Genomic DNA, 21335 nt, shown 5'->3' with positions numbered 1-21335 from the left:
GAGTCTCGATGAAGCTCAGGATGACGTTCCGTGATTCCAGGTTCACCGGCGACCGCGTCGATGCGGCGCCTGCTCACCGAATTGGGCGAGTCTGGCCGTACCGGCGCCCTGCATGTCGGCGGCACCCCGGGTGGGGTGCTCTATCTGATCGCCGGGCGCATCACCTACGCCGAGACGCCGGCCCGTCCCGGCCTCGGTGAGCGGCTGGTGTCGTCCGGCCGGCTCGCCCCGCAGACGTGGCGAGCCGCGTACGCCGAGGGCCGGGGCGCCCACCAGGTCGGCCGGGTGCTGCTGCGGGACGGCCGTCTGGGACAGAACGAACTGAGCCTGCGGGTGGCGGCGGTGATCGCCGACGCCACCCACGAGTTGCTGCAACAGGCGCACGCACCGGCCCGGTTCGTGCCGGGTGAACGGCACTGGCTGGGTGAGGTCGCCGCGGTGGAGCTGGGCTCGATCGGGCACGTCACGGCCGTACGGCTGCGGACCGTCCCCGGTCCACGCCGGTCACGCCGCCGTCCACTCGCGAGGACCGGACCATGACGCACAAAACGTGCGACTTGTCGCCGCAGTGTCACCGGAGGATGGCCCACGGTGGCGGCGCGGGAGCACCCGGACGTCACCGGGGCAACGAAGGAGTGAAGTGCCCGGCGTCGACCACTGTCTACAGGAGGCGATGACGATCCCCGGCGCTGTCGGGGCCAGCATCGTCGACTACACCACGGGTTTCCCGGTAGCCACGACCGGAGCCGCCCCCAACTCGGATCACGAGGCCGCGGCAGCCGGTACGGCCGAGGTGGTCCAGGCCGCGAACAGCCGCTCGCTGTTCGTCTCGGCCATACCGCACGACCTGCTCGAAGATCTGATCATCACCACCGCCGGGGGCTACCACCTCCTACGGATCGTCCAGACCGAGTTCGACAGCCGGCTGGTGCTCTACGTGTGGCTGGACCGGGTGCGCGGCAACCTCGCCGTGGCCCGCCGCCAGATGCAACGCCTCGCCGACGAACTGGTAGCGACCTGAACAGGAGCAATCAGGTGACACCCACGAAGGCCGCATCGCTCGGAAGCCTGCTGACGCAGGTGGCCGGTGAGCGGCAGACCGGAGCGCTGGTGGTGGGTGGCCACCCCGGCGGCGCGGTCTACGTCTTCGAGGGCCGGATCATCTACGCCGAGTCACCGGCGGCGCCCGGCGTCGGGGCCATGCTGACCTCCTCCGGGCGGCTGGCCGGGCGTACCTGGCAGAACGCGCTGGACCTGGGCAGCTCCACGGCCCGGGTCGGGCGGCTCCTGGTCGAGCAGGGCCATCTCACGCAGGGCGAGATGGAGCTCTGCATACTCACCGCCACCTACGACGCGGCGTACTTCGTGCTCTGTTCCCCGTCCGCCCCGGTCAAGTTCATGCCCGGCGCGATGCACTGGCTGGGACCGGTAGTGCACATCGACGCGGCCGCGGTGGACCGGGAGGTGCACCGCCGGGTCCGGTTGCTCGACGAGATCCTGCCGAACCCGCGGATCGACAGCGCGGCGGTGATCCCGGTGACCCGGGCACCACGGGAGCGGGTCGTCCTGACCGCGTTCCAGTGGGAACTGCTGGTGCACGCCGACGGCCAGCGCACTCCAGCCGATCTGGCGCTGCTGCTGGGCCGCGCCGGGTTCGCGACCATCCAGGAGCTACGGCGCCTCGCGGCGCAGGGTCTGATCGAGGTGCCCGAGGTACGCGTGACCGACGGCCCCGGCTTCGTCCGGCTCCCCCAGCCGAGGGGCGTGTCGGTCCCGCTGGGCCGGCCGGTCGTGGAGATTCCGCCCGCGCTGCCCGTACCGGTCATCAACGGAGCGGAACCGGCGACGGCCCGGAACCCGCCGCCGAACAGTGAGCCACCGGCCGCCGCCGGCGACAACAACGCGGGGGTGTACCGGCCGCCCCGGCTGGCCCGCCGCAAACCGGGCGCCAAGCTGCCCAAGGAGATGGCGACCGATAACCCGCCGGTGCACCAGGGCACCGACGAAGTCTTGCTGAAGCGCATACGCACCGCGTTGAGGGCACTGCGGTGACGCGCGCACCCCCGACCAGCCGAAGGAGCGAGGAGAGGATGAGGGTCGATCCGGCGGTACTGGAGGAGCTCGGACGCCTGCGCAGCAAGGTGCCCGAACTTTCCGGCAGCGTCCTCGCCACCGCCGACGGGCTCGTCGTCGCGCACGATTCGCACGGCATGGAGCCGGACACCCTGGCCGCGCTCGCGGCGGCGCATCTCGCGCTGGCCAGGCGGTTCGCGCACGCGGTCGATCACGGCGAGCTGCGGGAGTCGGTGGTGGAGTGCGACGGCGGCTACATCACGTCGTACGCCGCCGGCCCGAACGCCCTGCTCACCGTGGTGACCTCGGGTGACGCCAACCTCGCCATGGTCCATCTCGAAGCGCGCCGCTGCGTACGCCGCCTGGTACGCATCCTGGCCCTGGAAGCCGCGCCGCAGGCGCGGCCGGAGATCCCCACGCAGTCCGGTCCATCGACGCCGCTGGCCCGGCGGACCCCGATGGCCACCCTGTCGAACGTCACCCGCCGCCGTCAGGCGGCCGGCTGACCGGCAGACAAACCGCGGCACAGCCGCATCAAGAAGGCGTGGCACCCGCCGCGCCGGATCCGGCGCCGCCGTCCGATCAGGACACGGCTCGCCATCCCACCGCAACGGAGGAACGAATCCCATGCCCGACATGGACACCGCACTCAAGGAAATCATGGAGATCGACGGCTGCATCGGCGTCGCTCTCGTCGATCACACCAGCGGCATGGCCCTGGGCACCCTCGGCGGCGGCAAGGAACTCGACCTGACCGTCGCGGCTGCCGGCAACACCGACGTGGTCCGGGCGAAGCTGCGGGCCATGGAGATGCTCAACCTCTCCGAGAAGATCGAGGACATCCTCATCACGCTGGATACCCAATACCACATGATCCGGCCGCTCACGAGCCGGTCAGGCAAGGGGCTCTTCCTCTACGTGGCGCTGCGCCGAGACCGCGCGAACCTCGCGATGTCCCGCCACCAGCTGCGCCGCATCGAGAACGACCTCGACGTCTAGAGCCCGGCGGCGTGATCGCCACCCCCGGCGGGGAGGGTCCGCACCGCCCTCCCCGCCCTCGCCGGGCCGGCTGAATCCCGACGTACCCCTTGCCGTTCGATCGAGGCGCGTGCATGCTGCTTTGCAGCGCTGCAAAGACCGCACGCACCCTGTGAGGACCCGAGTGAACCTGCCCGACAAACGCTGGTGGGCGGCCGCCCTCAGCGCGGTGCTGATGTCGCTGGTGCCGGCCGCACCGGCCCAGGCGGCGCCGCCGGAGAGTGCCGACCCGATCGCTCACGACCCGACACTGATCAAACAGGGGCGCTGGTACTACGAGATCATCACCGGGGACAGCGCCACCCGGACGTACCTGCCGATCCGCCGCTCCACCGACCTGGTGCACTGGACGTACGTCGGCACCGTCTTCGACACCGCGCCGGCGTGGGTGGTCGAGGAGCTGGGGGTGACCCCGGCCGACTTCTGGGCGCCGGACATCAACTACTTCGACGGCGAGTACCACCTCTACTACGCCGCCTCGTCGTTCGGCACCAACAACTCGGTGATCGGCCTGGCCACCACCGAGTCACTGGAGAACCCGCGGTGGGTGGACCGGGGCATGGTGCTGCGTACCAGGTCCGGGGTGGACGACGTCAACGCGATCGATCCGGACGTCAGCTTCGACCGCGGCGGCCGGGCGTGGCTGTCGTACGGCTCGTTCTGGGACGGCCTCCGGATGCGCCGCCTCGACACCCGCACCGGCCTGCTCGACACCGCGGACGCGACCGAGCATCGGATCGCCTCGCGCGGCGGCGGGGCCATCGAGGGACCGTCGATCACCTACCGCGGCGGCTGGTACTACCTCTTCGTCAGCTTCGACTTCTGCTGCCGGGGCGTGAACAGCGACTACCGCGTCATGGTCGGCCGGTCCCGGAGCATCACCGGCCCGTATCTGGACCGGGACGGCAAGCCGCTGCTCGAAGGCGGCGGCACGCAGATCCTGGCCGGCTACAACGGCTTCACCGGGCCCGGTCACGGCGACGTGTACGGCGACCTGTTCGTCCACCACTACTACGACGCGGCCGACGGCGGAGCACCCAAAGGCTCGGTCCGGCGGATCTCCTGGGTGAACGGCTGGCCGAAGCTCTCCGACCCGATGAGCGGCAACCGCGGCTACGGCCACGGACCGGCCTACGTCGAACTCGTGCACCGCGACAGCGGAGCCGTGCTGGCCAACGCGAGCTGCGGTTACGAGGGCGCGGACATCACCCTCGCGCCGGCCGGCCCGGCGAACCCGTGCCTGCAGTGGCGGCTCGACCCGCGCGGCGGCGGCTACGTGAGCCTGACCAACCGGCAGAGCAACAAGGTCGCCGAGGTGGCCGCCTGCGTCGACGCCGACGGCGCCCGGGTCGCGCAGTGGGGCTGGCTGGCCAACGACTGCCAGCGGTTCCGGCTGACCGCCACCGGCGACGAGGGCTGGTCGCGCATCGTCAACCCGCTCGCCGGCCGGGCGCTGCAACCGGCGGACTGCGCCGGCGCCGGCGCCGCGGTGCAGACCTGGGCGGTCCGCGCCTGTCAGGAGTTCCGCGTGCAGCCGGCCGGTGACGTGCTGATCACCGACCCGGCGAACACCCGGTTGATCGGCCGGAGCTGGCGGTTCACCCACATCGCCGACGGCTGGTACGACATTTCCGATAAATATGGATCAAGGCTCGGTCGTACCCAATGGCGGATCGAGGCCGCCGGAGACGCCTACGACCTGATCGCCCGGTCCGGCACCAGAAAGACGGTGCTGCTACTGACTCCGTGACTGTCCGGCCGCTCGGCGGTCACGGCGCCGGGGTCCTGGCCGGGAACCAGGACCCCGGCAACTACCATCTCCAGACATGGCGACCCGGGAGATCATCGACGGGGTGCGTACCGGGGCGCTGGACTACGAGACCGCCCTTGACGCACTCACCGGCGCTCCCGCCGCAGAGGTCGACGCGGTCCTGCGCGACGCGCTCACCGCGGAGTTCGACCGGCTCTTCGGCAACGGCTGGCAACCGCTCGAGCTGCACCGGGCGGTCGCCCGGCGCGGCAACCCGATCCAGGGCCGGCTGGTCGCCGACGCCGCCTCGGCGTTCCTGCACGGCAAGACGCCGGTGGACGAGCGCTGGCAGGCCCAGGTCACCATGGTCACCAGCCCGCAGACCCGACGACCGGACCGGATCGCCGTCCTGGACGCCTCGCTGGACCTGCTCACCGAGCTCCGCCGGCTCCCGGCGATCGAGATCCTGATCCCGCCACCCGGTACCCCGCTCACCACCGTGCCGCACCACTCGGACAAGCGCATCCTGGACCGGGTGCGTGCGCTGCTGGCCAAGGCGGAGGCCACCGACTTCCCGGCCGAGGCGGAGACGTACAGCGCCAAGGCCCAGGAGCTGATCACCCGCTACCGGATCCAGGAGGTCACCGCGCCGGCCGTGGACGTGACACCGTTCGCGCGACGGATCGGGGTGGACCATCCCTACGAGAGCGAGAAGGCGAGCCTGCTCGACGCGGTGGCCAGCGCCAACACCTGCCGGACCGTCTGGTCACCGGAGCTCGGCTTCAGCACGATCTTCGGCTTCGACACCGACATCGACGCGGTCGAACTGCTCTACACATCGCTGCTGGTCCAGGCCAACCGGGCGATGACCCGGGACGAACCGGCCAAGGGCAAGGCCCGGGTGAAGGCGTTCCGGCGGTCGTTCCTGGTGGCGTACGCGGTCCGGATCGGCGAACGGCTCCGCCAGACCGCCGAGCGCGAGTTCGCCGGCCACGGCGACCTGCTACCGGTGCTGCGCAAGCGGGAGATCCAGGTGCACGCGGCGATGGACAAGGTCTTCCCGCGCACCGTCCGGGCACGCGGCAGCCGGGTGGACAGCCGGGAGGGCTGGGAGTCCGGCCGGGCGGCCGCCGACGAAGCCCAGCTGAGCTGACTCTAAAACCGTGTTGACGGCTGCGGCAGACTGAGGGCATGCACCCGATTTGACGCTGACACCGGCTGTTTTACGTAGTGCGTGCCCTCGAGGAGGGCGTGCTCCTCTACCCGGTCTACGCACTGCTCTTCGCCGACACCGGGCTCACCACCGCGGAGATCTCGTCGCTGTTCGCGATCTGGTCGGTGGTCTCCTTCGCGTGCGAGATCCCGGCCGGCGCGCTCGCTGACGTCTGGTCACGCAAGCGGCTCTACGCGCTCGGCCAGGCCGTCACCGCGGCCGGTTTCGCCTGCTGGCTGATCTGGCCGTCCTATGCCGGGTTCGCACTGGGCTTCGTCCTCTGGGGCGTGGGCGGCGCGCTCGGCTCCGGCACGCTGGAAGCACTCGTCTACGACGAGCTCGGCGAATCCACCGCCTACGCCCGGCTGATCGGCCGGTCCGGCACCGTGGCGCTGCTCGCGATGCTCGCCGCCACCCTGCTCGCCGCACCCGCCTACCGCGCCGGCGGTTATCTCCTGGTCGGCATCGCCAGCATCGCGACGGTCACCCTGGGCGGCTTGCTCGCGCTTCGCCTCCCCGAGAAACCCCGTTTCGGTACGGGTGACGCCGCACCCAACCCCAAGCCCGACCGTCCCCAAACTGCCCGGTGGGACGACGCGTCCGCGAGCGGGCAAGCACCGCAAGCCGGACCGGGCGACCCGGCCGAAGCCGGTGGCGAGCAGGACGCCGTCCACGACGGTTACCTCGCCATGCTGCGGGCCGGAGTGCGGGAGGCGACCGGCAGCGGCCGCGTGGCCCGGGCGCTTCTCATCGCCGCCGCCGTGCCCGGGTTCAGCGCGCTCGACGAGTACCTGCCACTGCTCGCCCGGGACAAGGGTTCGCCGACTTCCGGCGTACCCCTGCTGTTCGCGCTGACCGCGCTCGCGATGGCGGCCGGAAGCGCGCTGGCCGGCCGGCTGCCGCCCACCACGCCGCGTCCGCTCGCCGGCGCTCTCGCCCTGGCGGCGGCGTTGCTGGCGGTGGGCTCGCTCGTCCCGCACCTGGCCGGCATGCTTGCCGTCTCGGCCGCGTTCGGCCTGCTCCAGTTCGCCATGGTGCACGCCGAGACCCGGCTTCAGGAGACCATCACCGGCCCGGCCCGCACCACGGTCCTGTCGATCAGCGGGTTCGCGGCCGAGGTGTGCGCGGTCGCCCTGTACGGCGCGTTCGCCCTGCCCGTGTCACTGCCCCTGCTGTTCGCCGCGGCGCTCGTCCCGCTTCTGGCCACCGCGCTGCTCGCCGCCCGTCGATAGCCGGAGCGATTTCTGTTGTCCCGGCCCGGCCGGCGCATCTACAGCTACGCCTGATCCCAGGTTTCCGGTGGCGCGCGAGCAACCTTTTCAGCGCTGCAAGACACCAATGGGCATCCCCCATCGAAAGGCGATCATCCCCATGCGAGCACGCCTCCGACGAACGCTCCTGGCCGGCATGACCGGTCTGCTGGCCGTGGCGGCCAGCGTGTACGGCTTCAAGATGGCCGACGCCGCGACCTACCCGAATCCCGGTGTGGTCACCGGTTCGACGTTCGCCCACGACCCCACCATGGTGAAGCGCCCAGCCGGCGGCTACCTGCTCGCCTACACGGCGCCGGGCATCGGGCTGAAGACCTCGACGGACCGGACCCGGTTCACCGACGCCGGCAAGGCGTTCCCGAACGGGACCCCGTGGGCCGACCCGTACACCAACGGCGACACGAACCTGTGGGCGCCGGACATCTCGTACCACGGCGGCAAGTACCTGATGTACTACTCGGCCTCGTCGTTCGGCTCCAGCAAGTCGGCGATCTTCCTGGCCGGCAGCACCACCGGCGCGGCCGGCACCTGGACCGACTACGGCAAGGTCGTCGAGAGCACCACGACCAGCGGATACAACGCGATCGACCCGAACCTGACGGTCACGCCGTCCGGCGACTGGTACCTGAGCTTCGGCTCGTTCTGGTCCGGCATCAAGATGATCAAGCTGAACCCGTCGACCGGTAAGCGGGCCGACAGCACGATCCACAACATCGCCGAGCGGCTCGTCAACAGCAAGTCGGTCGAGGCACCGCACATCTACTACCGCGGTGGCTACTACTACCTGTTCGTGGCGTTCGACTTCTGCTGCAAGGGCGCGTCCAGCACGTACCGCACGATGGTCGGCCGGTCCAAGTCGATCACCGGACCGTACGTCGACCGGGCCGGCACCGCGATGACCGCGGGCGGCGGCACCGAGATCCTCGCCTCGCACGACGCCGTCCACGGGCCCGGCCATCCGGCGGTCTTCGCCGACGGCGCCCAGGACGTGCTGGTCTACCACTACTACACCGCCGCCGGCGACGCCCGGCTCGGCATCAACCTGCTCCGCTGGGACTCGGCCGCGTGGCCGGTCGTCTACTGAAAGGGCCCGCCATGTTTCGTCTCCGCGCGGTACTCGCCGTGGTCCTGATGGCCGCGGCGACCTACGTCACGGTCGCCTTCCGCCCGCTCACCAGCGAGGCAGCCGTAGCTTTCACCAATCCGGTGGCGTCCGCTCCGTACGGGGCGGATCCGTGGATGGGGTACGACAACGGTTTCTACTATCTGGCCGCGACCACCTGGAACTCGCAGGTGGTGATCAAGAAGGCGAAGTCGGTGGCGGCGTTGCCGGGCGCGACCGAGTCGGTGGTCTACACCGGGACCGCGGCGGCGAGCTGCTGCAACGTGTGGGCGCCGTCGTTGCACAAGCTGGCCGGGCCGAACGGGACCCGCTGGTATCTGTACTACAGCGCCGGTACCACGGCCTGTTGTGACGGGCAGCGTTCGTTCGTGCTGGAGTCGTCGGGTTCCGATCCGATGGGGCCGTACACGTTCAAGGGCCAGTTGCAGGTGCAGGCGAACAACGGGTGGGCGATCGACGGCAGCGTGGCGACGATCGGCGGGAAGAACTACTTCCTGTACTCGTCGTGGGTAGGGGATCTGCAGTCGCTGTTCATCGCGCCGATGAGCAACCCGTGGACGGTGTCGGCGTACGGCACGCGGATCTCGTATCCGACCCATGACTGGGAGAAGCAGGGCGGCAACACCGAGGAGGGGCCGTACATCCTGCAGCGCAACGGGCAGACCTTCCTGACCTTCTCGGCGTCGTCCTGCAACACCCCGGACTACAAGATCGGCATGCTGACCCTGACCGGATCCAACCCGCTGTCCGCGTCGTCGTGGACGAAGAAGAGCACCCCGATCTTCCAGCGCTCGGATGCCAACAGCGTGTACGGGCCGGGGCACCACTCGTTCTTCACCTCGCCGGACGGTTCGGAGACGTGGATGGCGTACCACGCGAACGAGACCACCGGCCAGGGCTGCGGTGCGACTCGTACGACGCGGATCAAGAAGGTGAACTGGAACTCCGACGGCACCCCGAATCTGGGCGCCCCGGACAAACTGTCCAGTTCGCTCACCGCGCCGGCCGGTGATCCGGGTGGCAGCGTGTCGTTCCCGGTGTCCGGGACGAGGTATCGGCTGGTGAACCAGGCGTCCGGCAAAGTCCTGGACGCGCAGAACTGCGGGACGGCGAACGGCACCGCGATCCAGCAGTGGTCCGGTCTGGGCAACGCCTGCCAGCAGTGGACGTTCACCCGGACCAGCAGCGGCTACTACCGGATCAGCAACGTCAACAGCGGCACCGTGCTGGACTCGGTGAACTGCGGTGCGGCCAACGGCGCCGCGTTGAACCTGTGGGCCAGCCTGGGTAACGCCTGCCAGGAATGGAGCCTGACCCCGATCAACGGCGGCTACCTGATCGCCAACCGGGCCAACGGCCTGGTCCTGGACGTCACCAACTGCGGCACCACCGACGGCGTCGCCGTCCGGCAGTGGGCGTCCCTGGGCAACGCCTGCCAGCAGTGGAACATCACCGTCTGATCCGCATCATCCGAGGCCGAGGCCGCGGCGGGTCGCGTACCCGGCGGCCTCGGTCCGGTTCCGCGAGGTGATCCGGCAGAGAAGCCGTCAGCCGCCGGATTCGTCGGTCTCGGCGCCTTCCGGGACGGTGTCGTCGTCTCGGCTGTCCAGCCAGCCGTGCGGGAGCGAGACCTTGCCGGGAGCGTTCACCCGGCCCCGCGGCTGGCCCAGCGCGTCGGCCGGGAACGGCACCGCCGGGTCCAGCTTGGCGAGCAGGTCGTCCAGCTCGGTCAGCGAGGAGATCATCGCGAGGCTGCGGCGCAGGTCGCCGCCGACCGGGAAACCCTTCAGGTACCAGGCGACGTGCTTGCGGAAGTCGGCGCAGCCGTGCTTCTCGTCCTCCAGCGCCTCGACCAGCAGCTGCGCGTGCCGGGAGATGATCTTCGCAACCTCACCGAGGGTCGGCAGCACCGGCCGGTAGCCGGCGCCCTGGGTGAAAGCGGCCTCCAGGTCGGCGAAGAGCCACGGGCGGCCCAGGCAGCCGCGGCCGACGACCACCCCGTCGACGCCGGTGTGCTGGACCATGCGCAGCGCGTCCGAACCCTCCCAGATGTCGCCGTTGCCGAGCACCGGCACGTCCAGGGCCTGCTTCAGGGTGGCGATCGCATCCCAGTCGGCCTTGCCGGAGTAGCGCTGCTCGGCAGTGCGCGCGTGCAGGGCCACCGCGGCCACACCGGCGTCCTGGGCGGCGAGACCCGCTTCGACGTACGTCAGATGGTCCTCGTCGATGCCCTTGCGCATCTTGATCGTCACCGGAATGCCGTAGGGCTTCGCCGCCTCCACCGCCTGGCCGACGATCCGCGCGAACAGCCGGCGGCGCCACGGCAGAGCCGACCCGCCACCACGCCGCGTCACCTTCGGCACCGGGCATCCGAAGTTCAGGTCGATGTGATCCGCGAGGTTGTCCTCGCCGACCATCCGGACCGCGGCCGCGGTCACGTCCGGATCCACGCCGTAGAGCTGCAGGCTGCGGAAACCCTCGTCCTCGGCGAACGCGATCATCTTGAGCGTCTTGGGGATCCGCTCGACCAGCGCCCGTGTCGTGATCATCTCGCAGACGTAGACACCGCCGCCCTGCTCCCGGCAGAGCCGCCGGAACGCCACGTTGGTGATCCCCGCCATCGGAGCGAGCACGACGGGCGGGTTGACGGCGTGGTCGCCGAGCATGAGTGGTGCGGTCACGCGCTCCAGGGTGACACGCCCGGCCCGACGACCTCGAATCGACCGCGACCTTCTGGCAAAGTCGGGCGGATGAGTGACGCGCTGAGCCCCCGCCGGCTGGTCGCCGTGTTCGAGTCGCCGGTGGCCGAGGCGCTCCTGCGGTTCGGGTCGGAGCTGGGGTTCCAGACCGTGCTGGTGGAGCCGGACCCGACCCGGCTGGGCGGGACGCCGCGGCCGCACGGGGACACGTTCGTGGGTGACCTGGCCGCCGCCGAGCTGGACGAGCACACCGACGTGGTGCTGACCGACCACCACCGCGACGAGATCGGCACCGTGCTGCGGGAGGTCCTCGCCCGGCCGACCCGGTGGATCGGCATCGTGGGGAACCCGCGGCACGAGGGTCCGCACGTCGCGGCGCTGCGCGAGCTGGGCGTGCCGGACGAGGAGATCGCCCGGGTACACCGGCCGATCGGGCTGAACATCGGCAGCCGTACCGGTCCGGAGATCGCCGTCGCGGTGCTGGCCGGACTGATCGCCGATCGCAACCAGCGCCCCGGCGGATTTGAGTTCTGAAACGTAAATGCGCAACGCGTATTCGTTCATTATTGAATAGCCAATAGTCGATTACCCGGCGCATTCGCGCGGCCTACTGTATTCCCTATCAAGGAAATAAAAGAGTCGACAAAGGGGAATACATCATGAAACGAATCGCTCGCGCCGCCGTTCTGCTCGCCGGCCTCGGCACCCTCATCTACACGATCGGTGCGCCCTATCTCAGCGGCGGCTGAGCATGGCCGTCCTCATGCTGGCACCGCTGCTGCTCGCCGTGCCCGCCGGCTACCTCGCCGGCGGGCGGCTGCGGCACCTGATCCACGTCCCACTGCGGCACGCGTGGCTGCTCTGGCTGGCGGCCGTGCTGCAATTCCTGCAACTGCGTCACATCCGGCCCGGATTCTCGCTGCTGATTCCGGTGTTCGGTCTGGCCTTCGCGTTCCTGCTCGCCAACCTGCGCGGACGTGGCCGCGCTCTGCAACTGGCGGTCGGCGCGGTGCTCACCGGCGGAGCTCTCAACGCGGCCGCCATCGCCGTGAACGGCCGCATGCCGCACACCGCCGAGGCGGTTCAGGCAGCCGCCGCCCTGCCGGCCGATCCCGGCGCCGCCAAACACTTCGTCGCCGACGCCGGCACCCGGCTGCTCTGGCTCGGCGACGTGATCCCGGTCCCCGCCATCCACGGCGTCATCTCGATCGGCGACATCGCCCTGCTGCTGGGCGCCGCCGGCATCATCGCGGCCGGCATGCGGCCCAGCGGGGTACGCATTTCACCCGCCGATGACGAGAGTGCCGGAAACGACCGGTGCTCTCGTCATCGACTCAAAGGGTGAAGCAATCAGACGCCACAACCCGGCAGGCGCTTGATCAGGTAGTCCTCGATCTGGTCGAGGGAGACGCGCTCCTGCTTCATGGTGTCGCGGTCGCGGACCGTCACCGCGTTGTCGGTGAGGGTGTCGAAGTCGACCGTGACGCAGAACGGCGTACCGATCTCGTCCTGCCGCCGGTAGCGGCGCCCGATCGCCTGCGAGTCGTCGAACTCGACGATCCAGCGCTTACGCAGGTTCGCGGCCAGCTCACGGGCCTTCGGCGACAGCTCGGGGTTGCGCGACAGGGGCAGCACGGCGACCTTGACCGGCGCGAGCCGCGGGTCGAACCGCATGACCGTACGCTTGTCGACCCCGCCCTTGGTGTTCGGCGCCTCGTCCTCGTCGTACGCCTCCAGCAGGAAGGCCAGCACCGCGCGGGTGAGGCCGGCCGCCGGCTCGATGACGTACGGCACCCAGCGCTCCTGCTTCTCCTGGTCGAAGTAGGAGAGATCGACACCGGAGTGCTTGGAGTGCGTCGACAGATCGAAGTCGGTGCGGTTCGCGATGCCCTCGAGCTCGGCGAACTCGGTGCCGCCGAACTGGAAGCGGTACTCGATGTCGACGGTCCGCTTCGAGTAGTGCGAGAGCTTCTCCTTGGGGTGCTCGAAGAAGCGCAGGTTGCTCTCCGACAGACCCAGATCGCGGTACCAGTCCCAGCGCTGCTGGAGCCAGTACTCGTGCCATTCCTCGTCGCTGCCGGGCGCGACGAAGAATTCCATCTCCATCTGCTCGAACTCACGCGTACGGAAAATGAAGTTGCCCGGGGTGATCTCGTTGCGGAAGCTCTTGCCGACCTGCGCGATGCCGAACGGCGGCTTCTTGCGGGCCGCGGTCGCCACGTTGTTGTAGTTGACGAAGATGCCCTGAGCCGTTTCGGGCCGCAGATAGTGCAGGCCCTCCTGGCTCTCGGTCGGCCCGAGGTAGGTCTTCATCAGGCCGTTGAACATCTTCGGCTCGGTGAAGGTGCCCTTGTTGCCGCAGTTCGGGCAGTTCAGCTCCTGGAGCGAGGCGGGCAGCTTGCCGTGCTTGGCCTCGAACGCCTCCTCCAGGTGGTCGGCCCGGAAGCGCTTGTGGCAGGACTGGCACTCGGTCAGCGGGTCGACGAAGGCGTCGAGGTGACCGGAGGCGGCCCAGACGTCGCGGGCCAGGATGACGGCGGAGTCCAGGCCGACGATGTCGTCGCGCTGCTGGACCATGGTGCGCCACCACTGCCGGCGCACGTTCTCCTTCAGCTCCACGCCGAGCGGACCGTAGTCCCAGGCCGAACGGGTCCCTCCGTAGATCTCGCTGGAGGGGAAGACGAAGCCCCGGCGCTTGGCCAGGCTGACGACGCTGTCGATACGGTCGGCAGGCATGTGCGGTTTCCTCCTACGCCGGCTGGGTGTCGGCGGGGAAATCGTGAGTGACAGGGACGAAAAGTGAGGTTACTCCCCGAGTTCGCACACCTCGAAAGCGCCCGTCGAGGTGTTCTGCTGGATCCGTGCCCGCAGGTCACCGACATCGCCGTCGGTGTACGTCACCCGGACCGGGACGTTCCAGGTGAGCGCGTTGAAATCGCCGATCTGGTACGACTGGATCGGCTCGCTGGCGGACAACTCGGCCGTGTACTCGGACTGGCTCACGTCGTCCTTGGTGTCCTGGCACAACTGCCGGTACGCCTTGTCGAAGTCCCGCTTCTGCACCGCGTCCACATACCGGCTCACGACCACGGTGGCCTGCTCGTTCAGGGCGTCGTCGGCCGCCGAGAACACGCCGAACAGCGCGGCCGCGCCGCCACCGCAGACCAGCAGCAGCACACCGCCGCCGATGCCGAAGCCCAGGCCGATCCGCCGGCCCTTTCCCTCGACCGGGGGAGCCGGAAAGGGTGGGTGCACGCCCGGACCGGGTGGCGGTGGCGGGACGGACCCGTCGAAGGGCGGCGGTGCGTAGGGCGCCGAGCTCATGTTCAAAGCCTAGTGCTCAGCGCCAGGGCTCGGCCGCCCGGTCGCTGGCGGTGATCACCACCGGCTCGCCCGGCGCGGCGGCGGCGAGCGTCTCGAACGCGGACGGCTCGTCGAGGCATTCCGCGAGCAGCGGAGTGGCGTGCACCTTCACGTCGAACCCGCCGAGGGCACGCCGGTAGGCTCCGACCGACTCCCACTCGGTGGCCAGGGTCCAGGCGGACGGGTCCTCCAGGGCCCGGGCGAGCCGGCCGGACCGGTAGCCCGGACAGCGCGCCAGGGCGGCGAGCGCGGCATGCGCCCGCTCGAGGAATCCGTCCTGCGTGTCCGGTGGGACGTGGAAGCGGTTGAGCACGAGCATGTGACGAGAGTACGCACGCGACAGGGAGCCGCCAGTGACACCGTCCGACCGTGGTTTCAGCGAGCGCGGATTGCGCCGCCTGTCCCGGGTGAGCCCGACGGCGGCGTTCGTCGGTGCGCTCGTCCTGCTGCTGGCCGGGCTCTTCCTGCCGGGCATCATCGGGGCGCTGCTCCTCGGCATGCTCGCCGCCGGACTGGGCGCGCTCACCTTCACCACCTGGCCGGTGCAGTCGCCACCGACCCGGGTGGTCCGGGTGGTCCTGCTCACCCTCCTGCTCGTCGCGGCGGTGTCGAAGGCGCTGTGAAGGATCCATGCGCTTTTGACAATCATTGTCATTATCGACGACAGTTGCTGTCATGATGCGTCGCCTGCTTCCCGCCCTGCTCCTTCTGGTGGCCCTCAGCGGCTGTGGCGGGACGTCGAGCGCCGACGGCAAGCTCGCCGTCGTCACCGCCTTCTACCCGCTCCAGTTCGTCAGCGAGCGGGTCGGCGGGGACGTGGTGACCGTCACCAACCTGACCAAGCCCGGTGCCGAGCCGCACGACGTGGAGCTGAACGCACGCCAGGTCGGGGAGATCACCGAGGCCGGCCTGGTCGTCTACCTGAGCGGCTTTCAGCCCGCGGTGGACGACGCCGTGAAGCAGAACGGCGGTGACCACACCTTCGACGCCGGCACCGCGGTTCAGCTGCTGACCGCGCAGGCGGCCGACGCCCACGGGCACGAGGGTGAGGGCGAGGAGGAACACGCCGAGGAGAGCAGCGGCGGCACCGACCCGCACGTCTGGCTGGACCCGACCCGGCTCGCCACGATCGCGGACAAGCTCGCCGAGCGGCTCGGCCAGGCCGACCCGGACCACGCCGCCGACTACACCGCCCGTGCGGCCACCCTGCACACCGAGCTGACCAAGCTGGACGAGGAGTACCAGGCGGGGCTGAAGACCTGCGAGCGGCGCGAGCTGGTGACCAGCCACACGGCGTTCCACTACCTCGCCGACCGCTACGACCTCACCCAGATCGGCATCACCGGCATCGACCCGGAGGCCGAGCCGTCGCCGCAGCGGCTGGCCGCGGTGGCCGCCGAGGCCAAGGAGCACGGCACCACCACGATCTTCTTCGAGACGCTCGTCAGTCCGGCCGTCGCCGAGACCATCGCCCGCGAGGTGGGCGCACAGACCGCGGTGCTGGACCCGATCGAGGGCCTCACCGACACGAACGCGGATTATTTCTCGGTGATGCGCGCCAACCTGGCCGCGCTCACCAAGGCGTTGGGGTGTACGTCATGAGCATGAGTGTGGTTGAGGTCCGGCACCTGGCGGCCGGCTACGACGGCCGGGAGATCCTGCGCGACGTCTCGCTGAGCGTGTCCCCCGGCGACGTGGTGGCGGTGCTCGGCGCCAACGGCTCCGGCAAGTCCACCCTGATCCGGACCATCCTCGGCCTGGTGCCGCTGAGCCGCGGCGAGATCGAGCTGTTCGGCACCCCGCAGCCCCGGTTCCGGCAGTGGGCCCGGATCGGGTACGTGCCGCAGCGACTCGGCGCCGGCAGTGGCGTACCGGCCACGGTCGGCGAGGTGGTGGCGTCCGGGCGGCTGGCCCGGCGCGGCATCTTCCGGCTGCCCGGCGCGGCGGACCGGACCGCGGTCCGGGAAGCGCTGACCGACGTCGGCCTGCTCGACCGGATCAACGACCCGGTGGCCACCCTCTCCGGCGGCCAGCAGCAGCGCACCCTGATCGCCCGGGCGCTGGCCGGCAAGCCCGACCTGCTGGTGCTGGACGAGCCGAACGCCGGCGTGGACGCGGCCAGCCAGGAGGCCTTCGCCGCGGCGCTGACCCGGTTCGCCGGCAACGGTGGCACCATCGTGCTGGTCCTGCACGAGCTGGGGCCGCTGCGCCCGCTGATCGGCCGCACCGTGGTGGTGCACGACGGGCGGATCGCGCACGAGGGGCCACCGCCCGAGCCGGCCGGCCATCACGCCGAGCCGGACCACGACCACGTGCACCCGCACGCCGACGAGGTGAAGGCCGGCATCTGCGAGTGGGCGCCGACCGAGGGGGCCAAGTCCTACTAATGGAGCTGTTCGCGTACCCCTTCATGCTGCGTGCCTTGGCCGGCGCCTTGATCATCGGTCTCGCCGCGCCGGCGCTCGGCATCTACCTGGTGCAGCGGCGCCTTTCGCTGATCGGCGACGGGATCGGGCACGTCGCGCTCACCGGCGTCGGGGTGGGCCTGCTCACCAACAACTCGCCGGTGCTCACCGCGGTGGTGGTCGCCACGATCGGCGCGGTCGGCGTCGAGCTGATCCGCGAACGCGGGCGCACCTCCGGCGACCTGGCCCTGGCGCTGCTTTTCTACGGCGGGATCGCCGGCGGGGTGGTGCTGGTCGGGCTCTCCGACGACAAGGGCAACTCGAACCTGATGCAGTACCTGTTCGGCTCGCTGATCACCACGTCGCCGCAGGACATCGTGGTGATCGGCGGACTGGCCGCGGCGGTGCTGGCGGCCATGCTGCTGCTGCGGCCGGCGCTCTTCGCACTCTGCAACGACGAGGAGTACGCCCGGGTCAGCGGGCTTCCCGTGCGTACCCTCAACATCCTGCTCGCGGTGACCACCGCGGTGACCGTCACCATCGCGATGCGCACCGTCGGCCTGCTGCTGGTCTCCGCGCTGATGGTGGTCCCGGTCGCCGCCGCCCAGCAGGTCACCCGGGGCTTCCGCACCACCATGGCGGCGGCCATGCTGATCGGCCTGGCCTCCGCCGGCCTCGGCGTCGTGGTCTCGGCCGAGGCGGACACCGCACCGGGCGCCACCACGGTCCTGATGGCACTTGTCGCGTTCCTCGGCGCCACGATCGGTGGGATGATCCGGCGTAACCTGCGTCGCCGGCACAACCGCCCGCCGGTGACCACCGAACCCCCGGACGTGGTGCTCCATGGCTGACCCGCACACGACCGCCGCCGGCTACGAGTCGTACGAGTCGGCGGGGGCACTGCTGCGCGCGCTCTCCGCGCCGATCCGCGTAGCGATCGTGGTGGAACTGGGCGAGGGCGAACGATGCGTGCATGATTTGGTAGCGAAACTGGGCGCCCCGCAGCCGCTGGTCTCCCAGCACCTGCGGGTTCTGCGTGGCGCCGGCGTGGTGCGGGGTGTGCGGCGCGGTCGGGAGATCGCATACTCCCTGGTGGACGAACACGTCGCCCACATCGTCACCGACGCCGTGAGCCACGCCAGGGAGAGCCGATAGTGAACCCCACAGTGCCTTCTGAGACCGGAGCACCCCGCAACACCAAGCAGCGCAGCGCGGTCAGCGCCGTCCTCGCCGAGACCGAGGGTTTCCACAGCGCACAGGACCTGCACGCGATGCTCCGCGACCGGGGTGAGCGGGTGGGCCTGACCACGGTGTACCGGACGTTGCAGGGACTCGCCGACGCCGGTGAGATCGACGTGATGCGGCCGCCCGGCGGGGAGCACCTGTACCGGCGGTGTAGCCAGGGGCATCACCATCACCTGGTGTGCCGGTCCTGCGGGCGGACCGTCGAGGTGGCCGGCCCGGCGGTGGAGTCCTGGGCCGACAAGGTGGCCGGTCAGCACGGCTTCGTCGACGTCTCGCACACGATGGAGATCTTCGGTACCTGCCCGGAATGCGCCGCCAAGAGCTGAGTGGGAACCTTCCGGGGTGAAGTTCTACGCCGACCGCGTCCCCGTCGCCCTCCGTCAGCTGATCACCGACATCCTCGTCGTCCTCTGGGTCTACCTGTGGATCCGGGTCGCGTTCTGGATCCACGACATGGTCGAGAAGCTGGCCGTACCGGGCCAGAAGCTGGAGGGGGCCGGTAGCGGCATCGCCGACAATCTGGCCGACGCCGGCAACAAGGTCGGTGACGTGCCGGTGGTCGGCGACGACCTCACCGAACCGTTCACGAAGGCCGCGGACGCCGCCCGGGCGATCGCCGACGCCGGCCGGCAGCAGCAGGAGTTCGTCGACCAGCTGGCCCTGGTCCTGCCGCTGGTCGCGATCGCGGTACCGCTGGCGCTGGTGCTCTTCCTCTGGCTGCCGCTGCGGCTGCGCTGGATCCGCCGGGCCGGGGTGGCCGCCGCGGTCCGCGACGACCCGGCCGGCCGGGACCTGCTGGCGCTCCGGGCCCTGGCCGGCCGCCCGCTGAACGAGCTGGCCAAGCTGGGCCCGGACATCGCGCAGAGCTGGCGGGCCGGCGACGCCGAAGCGGTGGACGCGCTCGCCGCACTGGAGCTCCGCCAGCTCGGCCTACGAGGAAGTCGCCGGTGAGCCCTCGTCGTACTCGTCGCCTTCCTCTTCCTCGCCCCATTCGCGGTGTGCGAACGGCAGCAGGGCCCAGTAGGTGAGGAACCACCCGGCGGTGATCACGGTCAGCGGGATGGCCCACTTCCAGTTCAGCACGTAGTCGGTGATCAGCAGGACGCTGCTGACCATCGAGATCAACATGAAGGCGAGGCCGCCGGAGGCCATCTTGTGGGCGTACCGGACCAGCTCGGGCTTGCGGCCCTGCCGGAACAGCGCCCGGTGGAAGGCGACCGGCGAGATGATCATCGCGGTGGCGAACGCCGCGCTGATCAGCGCCACGATGTAGGTGTCCTTCTGGAAGTTCGTGGCCTGCGGGAAACCGCTGCTGAACGGCAGGGTCAGCAGGAAGGCGAAGAGGATCTGCACACCGGTCTGCGCGACCCGCAGTTCCTGCAACAGGTCTGCGAAGTTGCGATCCCAGCGCTCCTTCTCGGTCTCACGGGATTGATTTTTGCGGGAGGAAGGTGTTTCGACTGCCATACCGCGGCAGCGTTCCCCCACGCGCTTATGGTCAAACGCCGATGCGTGCCAGCACCGCGTCAGCCAGTTCACGTGGCGCCTGTTCCGGCACCCAGTGACTGACGCCTTTCATCGCCACCAGCTGATAGTCACCTTCCACCCAGTCCGCGGTACGCAACGCGGCGGTCAGCCCGACCACACCGTCCCGATCACTCCACACATAGGTGGTCGGCACCTTCACCACACCGGTCGTGGCCAGCTGATCGGCGGAGATGGCGCGGTACCAGTTCAGCCCGCCGGTGAGCCGCCCCGGCTCGTGCATCGCCTCGACGTACTGCTCGGCGTGGTGCAGCGGGCGCAGCATCCAGCGCAGCATCGTGCCGTTGCGGGCCAGCAGCAGCCGCTCGGCGATCGGCGACCGGAACACCTGGGTGTAGGCGAACCGGGCCTTCTGCGACGGGCGGACACGCAGGGCCAGCATCAGCGCGCGCGGGTGCGGCACCGAGATCGCGGTGAGCGTCCGCACCCGGTCCGGGTGCCGGGCGGCGAGCAGCCAGCCGATGTTCGCGCCCCAGTCGTGGCCGACCACGTGCGCCCGGTCGGCGCCGACGGCGTCCAGCACGGCGAGGGCGTCGGCGACCATCTCGCTGATCCGGTACGCGGACACCTCGGCCGGCCGGGCGCCGGGTGAGTAGCCACGCTGGTCCATGGCGTACGTGCGCAGGCCGGCCGCCTGGAGCCGGGGAACCAGCAGGTCGAATTCGCGGTGGTCCTGTGGGAAGCCGTGCAGCAGCAGTACCGGATCGCCGTCCTCGGGTCCGCCCTCGTACACGTCGAACGTCAGCCCACGGGCCTTGATCTCCATGTGACCTTCCCTCCCTGTGCCACGCCGCTACCTGGGTGTTAGCGTCATCGAAGCACATCCAACGAGACTTGTTCTCGTTCCGACAGGGGAGCGCACAGCGCTGAGAGTGCGGGCCAGCCCGCAGACCCTCGCACCTGATCTGGGTAATGCCAGCGCAGGAAGTTCGGTCTTTCCCAGCCGCGCCGTCTCCGGGCACCGCCGCCCGGGGTCGCGGCGTGCGTCTCCTCCCGGTACCCGCTGGGAGGCGTTTAATGAAAAATACCGACTCGAACCGTTGGCGCACGATAGACGTCGTGATCGCCTCGGTCATCGCCGTCGCGTTCGGCGTGATCTTCTGGGCCTGGAACACGGTCTGGAGCGTCACCGAGAGCGCCTTCGCCTTTTTCCCGCCCGCGCAGACGCTGCTCTACGGCGTCTGGCTGATGCCGGCGGTCCTGGGCGGCCTGATCATCCGCAAGCCGGGCGCCTCGATCTACACCGAGCTGGTCGCGGCGATCATCTCCGCCCTGCTCGGCAACGCCTGGGGCGCGACCGTCATCCCGCAGGGCCTGCTCCAGGGTCTCGGCGCCGAGCTGGCCTTCGCGGCCCTGCGCTACCGCTCGTTCCGGCTGCCGGCCGCGCTGCTCGCCGGCGCGCTGACCGGCCTGAGCGCGGCGATCTTCGACTTCTTCGCGTGGAACTCGGAGACCGCGCTCTGGTCGTACCGGATCCCCTACGCGCTGCTGACCGTGGTCAGCGGTGCCGTGCTCGCCGGCCTGGGCAGCTGGGCGCTGGTCCGGGCGCTGGCGCCGACCGGGGTGCTCGATCGGTTCGGAGCGGGCCGGGACCGGGCACTGATCTGATT

Annotated in this window: 26 protein-coding genes and 1 riboswitch; of the genes, 20 read left to right on the top strand and 6 right to left on the bottom strand. The window is 70.1% G+C overall.

The genetic code is table 11. From position 1 onward, the window contains the following. Positions 1 to 30 precede the first annotated feature (30 nt). From I4J89_RS29765 to I4J89_RS29720, 10 genes are all read left to right on the top strand, one after another. Positions 31 to 540, top strand: coding sequence for a DUF4388 domain-containing protein (locus I4J89_RS29765; RefSeq protein ID WP_196417427.1), 510 nt, complete (start codon positions 31 to 33; stop codon positions 538 to 540). Between the two features lie 100 nt (positions 541 to 640). Beyond that, the gene (locus I4J89_RS29760; RefSeq protein WP_196417426.1) at positions 641 to 1021 is read left to right on the top strand and encodes a roadblock/LC7 domain-containing protein; all 381 of its coding nucleotides are present in this window, start codon (positions 641 to 643) and stop codon (positions 1019 to 1021) included. Positions 1022 to 1035: 14 nt separating this feature from the next. Next, on the top strand, positions 1036 to 2052 hold the full coding sequence (locus tag I4J89_RS29755; protein ID WP_196417425.1) for a DUF4388 domain-containing protein: 1017 nt from the start codon (positions 1036 to 1038) through the stop codon (positions 2050 to 2052). 38 nt (positions 2053 to 2090) lie between these two features. Further along, on the top strand, positions 2091 to 2579 hold the full coding sequence (locus I4J89_RS29750; RefSeq protein ID WP_196417424.1) for a roadblock/LC7 domain-containing protein: 489 nt from the start codon (positions 2091 to 2093) through the stop codon (positions 2577 to 2579). Between the two features lie 121 nt (positions 2580 to 2700). Further along, positions 2701 to 3072 (top strand): hypothetical protein, encoded by a 372-nt coding sequence (locus I4J89_RS29745; RefSeq protein WP_109591698.1) that lies wholly within the window; start codon positions 2701 to 2703, stop codon positions 3070 to 3072. 163 nt (positions 3073 to 3235) lie between these two features. Continuing rightward, a complete protein-coding gene (locus I4J89_RS29740; RefSeq protein WP_196417423.1) occupies positions 3236 to 4861 on the top strand; it encodes a family 43 glycosylhydrolase in 1626 nt (541 codons plus the stop codon). A 76-nt stretch (positions 4862 to 4937) separates the two neighbouring features. Next, complete coding sequence (locus tag I4J89_RS29735; RefSeq protein ID WP_196417422.1) at positions 4938 to 6014, top strand: DUF2786 domain-containing protein; 1077 nt, start codon at positions 4938 to 4940, stop codon at positions 6012 to 6014. A 77-nt stretch (positions 6015 to 6091) separates the two neighbouring features. Further along, the gene (locus I4J89_RS29730) at positions 6092 to 7306 is read left to right on the top strand and encodes an MFS transporter (protein ID WP_196417421.1); all 1215 of its coding nucleotides are present in this window, start codon (positions 6092 to 6094) and stop codon (positions 7304 to 7306) included. A 139-nt stretch (positions 7307 to 7445) separates the two neighbouring features. Then, entirely contained in the window at positions 7446 to 8429 is a 984-nt protein-coding gene (locus tag I4J89_RS29725) for an arabinan endo-1,5-alpha-L-arabinosidase (protein WP_230859818.1), read from the top strand. An 11-nt stretch (positions 8430 to 8440) separates the two neighbouring features. Next, positions 8441 to 9928, top strand: a complete 1488-nt coding sequence (locus tag I4J89_RS29720; protein ID WP_196417420.1) for a family 43 glycosylhydrolase — start codon at positions 8441 to 8443, stop codon at positions 9926 to 9928. A gap of 87 nt (positions 9929 to 10015) precedes the next feature. On the opposite strand, the gene dusB is transcribed toward I4J89_RS29720, so the two are convergent. Further along, a complete protein-coding gene (gene dusB / locus I4J89_RS29715) occupies positions 10016 to 11134 on the bottom strand; it encodes a tRNA dihydrouridine synthase DusB (protein ID WP_196417570.1) in 1119 nt (372 codons plus the stop codon). An 84-nt stretch (positions 11135 to 11218) separates the two neighbouring features. Between dusB and I4J89_RS29710 the strand changes: the two genes are divergently transcribed. Both I4J89_RS29710 and I4J89_RS29705 read left to right on the top strand, forming a co-directional pair. After that, on the top strand, positions 11219 to 11701 hold the full coding sequence (locus I4J89_RS29710) for an XdhC family protein (RefSeq protein WP_196417419.1): 483 nt from the start codon (positions 11219 to 11221) through the stop codon (positions 11699 to 11701). A 217-nt stretch (positions 11702 to 11918) separates the two neighbouring features. Next, entirely contained in the window at positions 11919 to 12512 is a 594-nt protein-coding gene (locus I4J89_RS29705; protein WP_196417418.1) for a DUF5317 family protein, read from the top strand. 5 nt (positions 12513 to 12517) lie between these two features. On the opposite strand, the gene I4J89_RS29700 is transcribed toward I4J89_RS29705, so the two are convergent. From I4J89_RS29700 to I4J89_RS29690, 3 genes are all read right to left on the bottom strand, one after another. Then, positions 12518 to 13903: a glycine--tRNA ligase gene (locus tag I4J89_RS29700; protein WP_196417417.1), complete on the bottom strand. Its 1386-nt coding sequence runs from the start codon at positions 13901 to 13903 to the stop codon at positions 12518 to 12520. A 69-nt stretch (positions 13904 to 13972) separates the two neighbouring features. Then, positions 13973 to 14491 (bottom strand): hypothetical protein, encoded by a 519-nt coding sequence (locus I4J89_RS29695; protein WP_196417416.1) that lies wholly within the window; start codon positions 14489 to 14491, stop codon positions 13973 to 13975. 16 nt (positions 14492 to 14507) lie between these two features. After that, a complete protein-coding gene (locus I4J89_RS29690) occupies positions 14508 to 14849 on the bottom strand; it encodes an antibiotic biosynthesis monooxygenase family protein (protein WP_196417415.1) in 342 nt (113 codons plus the stop codon). Between the two features lie 34 nt (positions 14850 to 14883). On the opposite strand from I4J89_RS29690, the gene I4J89_RS29685 reads away from it, so the two are divergent. The 7 genes from I4J89_RS29685 to I4J89_RS29655 are packed head-to-tail and all read left to right on the top strand — an operon-like array spanning position 14884 to position 19131. Next, positions 14884 to 15153, top strand: coding sequence for a DUF6703 family protein (locus I4J89_RS29685; RefSeq protein WP_309238526.1), 270 nt, complete (start codon positions 14884 to 14886; stop codon positions 15151 to 15153). A 52-nt stretch (positions 15154 to 15205) separates the two neighbouring features. Continuing rightward, positions 15206 to 16132: a metal ABC transporter substrate-binding protein gene (locus I4J89_RS29680; protein WP_196417414.1), complete on the top strand. Its 927-nt coding sequence runs from the start codon at positions 15206 to 15208 to the stop codon at positions 16130 to 16132. 2 nt (positions 16133 to 16134) lie between these two features. Then, the gene (locus I4J89_RS29675) at positions 16135 to 16917 is read left to right on the top strand and encodes a metal ABC transporter ATP-binding protein (protein ID WP_373688173.1); all 783 of its coding nucleotides are present in this window, start codon (positions 16135 to 16137) and stop codon (positions 16915 to 16917) included. Beyond that, the gene (locus tag I4J89_RS29670; RefSeq protein ID WP_196417412.1) at positions 16917 to 17786 is read left to right on the top strand and encodes a metal ABC transporter permease; all 870 of its coding nucleotides are present in this window, start codon (positions 16917 to 16919) and stop codon (positions 17784 to 17786) included. The genes I4J89_RS29675 and I4J89_RS29670 overlap by 1 nt, the downstream gene beginning before the upstream one ends. Further along, the gene (locus I4J89_RS29665; protein WP_196417411.1) at positions 17779 to 18090 is read left to right on the top strand and encodes an ArsR/SmtB family transcription factor; all 312 of its coding nucleotides are present in this window, start codon (positions 17779 to 17781) and stop codon (positions 18088 to 18090) included. The genes I4J89_RS29670 and I4J89_RS29665 overlap by 8 nt, the downstream gene beginning before the upstream one ends. Continuing rightward, positions 18087 to 18506, top strand: coding sequence for a Fur family transcriptional regulator (locus I4J89_RS29660; protein WP_309238532.1), 420 nt, complete (start codon positions 18087 to 18089; stop codon positions 18504 to 18506). The genes I4J89_RS29665 and I4J89_RS29660 overlap by 4 nt, the downstream gene beginning before the upstream one ends. Positions 18507 to 18522: 16 nt before the next feature. Next, positions 18523 to 19131 carry a hypothetical protein gene (locus I4J89_RS29655; RefSeq protein ID WP_196417410.1) on the top strand — a complete coding sequence of 203 codons (609 nt, stop codon included), beginning with the start codon at positions 18523 to 18525 and terminating at the stop codon, positions 19129 to 19131. Here the strand turns inward: I4J89_RS29655 and I4J89_RS29650 are convergent. Then, entirely contained in the window at positions 19111 to 19647 is a 537-nt protein-coding gene (locus I4J89_RS29650) for a DUF6328 family protein (RefSeq protein ID WP_196417409.1), read from the bottom strand. The two genes, I4J89_RS29655 and I4J89_RS29650, sit on opposite strands and share 21 nt — an antisense overlap. Positions 19648 to 19678: 31 nt before the next feature. Continuing rightward, positions 19679 to 20491 (bottom strand): alpha/beta fold hydrolase, encoded by an 813-nt coding sequence (locus I4J89_RS29645; RefSeq protein WP_196417408.1) that lies wholly within the window; start codon positions 20489 to 20491, stop codon positions 19679 to 19681. 74 nt (positions 20492 to 20565) lie between these two features. Further along, positions 20566 to 20670: riboswitch (TPP riboswitch) on the top strand. 72 nt (positions 20671 to 20742) lie between these two features. Here I4J89_RS29645 and I4J89_RS29640 point away from each other — a divergent pair. Further along, positions 20743 to 21333 (top strand): ECF transporter S component, encoded by a 591-nt coding sequence (locus tag I4J89_RS29640; RefSeq protein ID WP_196417407.1) that lies wholly within the window; start codon positions 20743 to 20745, stop codon positions 21331 to 21333. Positions 21334 to 21335 lie beyond the last annotated feature (2 nt).

Origin of the sequence: Actinoplanes aureus (assembly GCF_015704865.1) — a bacterium.
Lineage (GTDB): Bacteria > Actinomycetota > Actinomycetes > Mycobacteriales > Micromonosporaceae > Actinoplanes > Actinoplanes aureus.
This window is presented reverse-complemented; position numbering and strand designations above follow the sequence as displayed.

Bases quoted from the DNA above. Each gene is read 5' to 3' on its own strand.
- I4J89_RS29750 (WP_196417424.1), top strand. From the start codon at position 2,091: ATGAGGGTCGATCCGGCGGTACTGGAGGAGCTCGGACGCCTGCGCAGC.
- I4J89_RS29745 (WP_109591698.1), top strand. From the start codon at position 2,701: ATGCCCGACATGGACACCGCACTCAAGGAAATCATGGAGATCGACGGC.
- I4J89_RS29735 (WP_196417422.1), top strand. From the start codon at position 4,938: ATGGCGACCCGGGAGATCATCGACGGGGTGCGTACCGGGGCGCTGGAC.
- I4J89_RS29725 (WP_230859818.1), top strand. From the start codon at position 7,446: ATGCGAGCACGCCTCCGACGAACGCTCCTGGCCGGCATGACCGGTCTG.
- I4J89_RS29720 (WP_196417420.1), top strand. From the start codon at position 8,441: ATGTTTCGTCTCCGCGCGGTACTCGCCGTGGTCCTGATGGCCGCGGCG.
- dusB (WP_196417570.1), bottom strand. From the start codon at position 11,134: ATGCTCGGCGACCACGCCGTCAACCCGCCCGTCGTGCTCGCTCCGATG.
- I4J89_RS29710 (WP_196417419.1), top strand. From the start codon at position 11,219: ATGAGTGACGCGCTGAGCCCCCGCCGGCTGGTCGCCGTGTTCGAGTCG.
- I4J89_RS29705 (WP_196417418.1), top strand. From the start codon at position 11,919: ATGGCCGTCCTCATGCTGGCACCGCTGCTGCTCGCCGTGCCCGCCGGC.
- I4J89_RS29700 (WP_196417417.1), bottom strand. From the start codon at position 13,903: ATGCCTGCCGACCGTATCGACAGCGTCGTCAGCCTGGCCAAGCGCCGG.
- I4J89_RS29695 (WP_196417416.1), bottom strand. From the start codon at position 14,491: ATGAGCTCGGCGCCCTACGCACCGCCGCCCTTCGACGGGTCCGTCCCG.
- I4J89_RS29690 (WP_196417415.1), bottom strand. From the start codon at position 14,849: ATGCTCGTGCTCAACCGCTTCCACGTCCCACCGGACACGCAGGACGGA.
- I4J89_RS29680 (WP_196417414.1), top strand. From the start codon at position 15,206: ATGATGCGTCGCCTGCTTCCCGCCCTGCTCCTTCTGGTGGCCCTCAGC.
- I4J89_RS29675 (WP_373688173.1), top strand. From the start codon at position 16,135: ATGAGTGTGGTTGAGGTCCGGCACCTGGCGGCCGGCTACGACGGCCGG.
- I4J89_RS29670 (WP_196417412.1), top strand. From the start codon at position 16,917: ATGGAGCTGTTCGCGTACCCCTTCATGCTGCGTGCCTTGGCCGGCGCC.
- I4J89_RS29665 (WP_196417411.1), top strand. From the start codon at position 17,779: ATGGCTGACCCGCACACGACCGCCGCCGGCTACGAGTCGTACGAGTCG.
- I4J89_RS29650 (WP_196417409.1), bottom strand. From the start codon at position 19,647: ATGGCAGTCGAAACACCTTCCTCCCGCAAAAATCAATCCCGTGAGACC.
- I4J89_RS29645 (WP_196417408.1), bottom strand. From the start codon at position 20,491: ATGGAGATCAAGGCCCGTGGGCTGACGTTCGACGTGTACGAGGGCGGA.
- I4J89_RS29640 (WP_196417407.1), top strand. From the start codon at position 20,743: ATGAAAAATACCGACTCGAACCGTTGGCGCACGATAGACGTCGTGATC.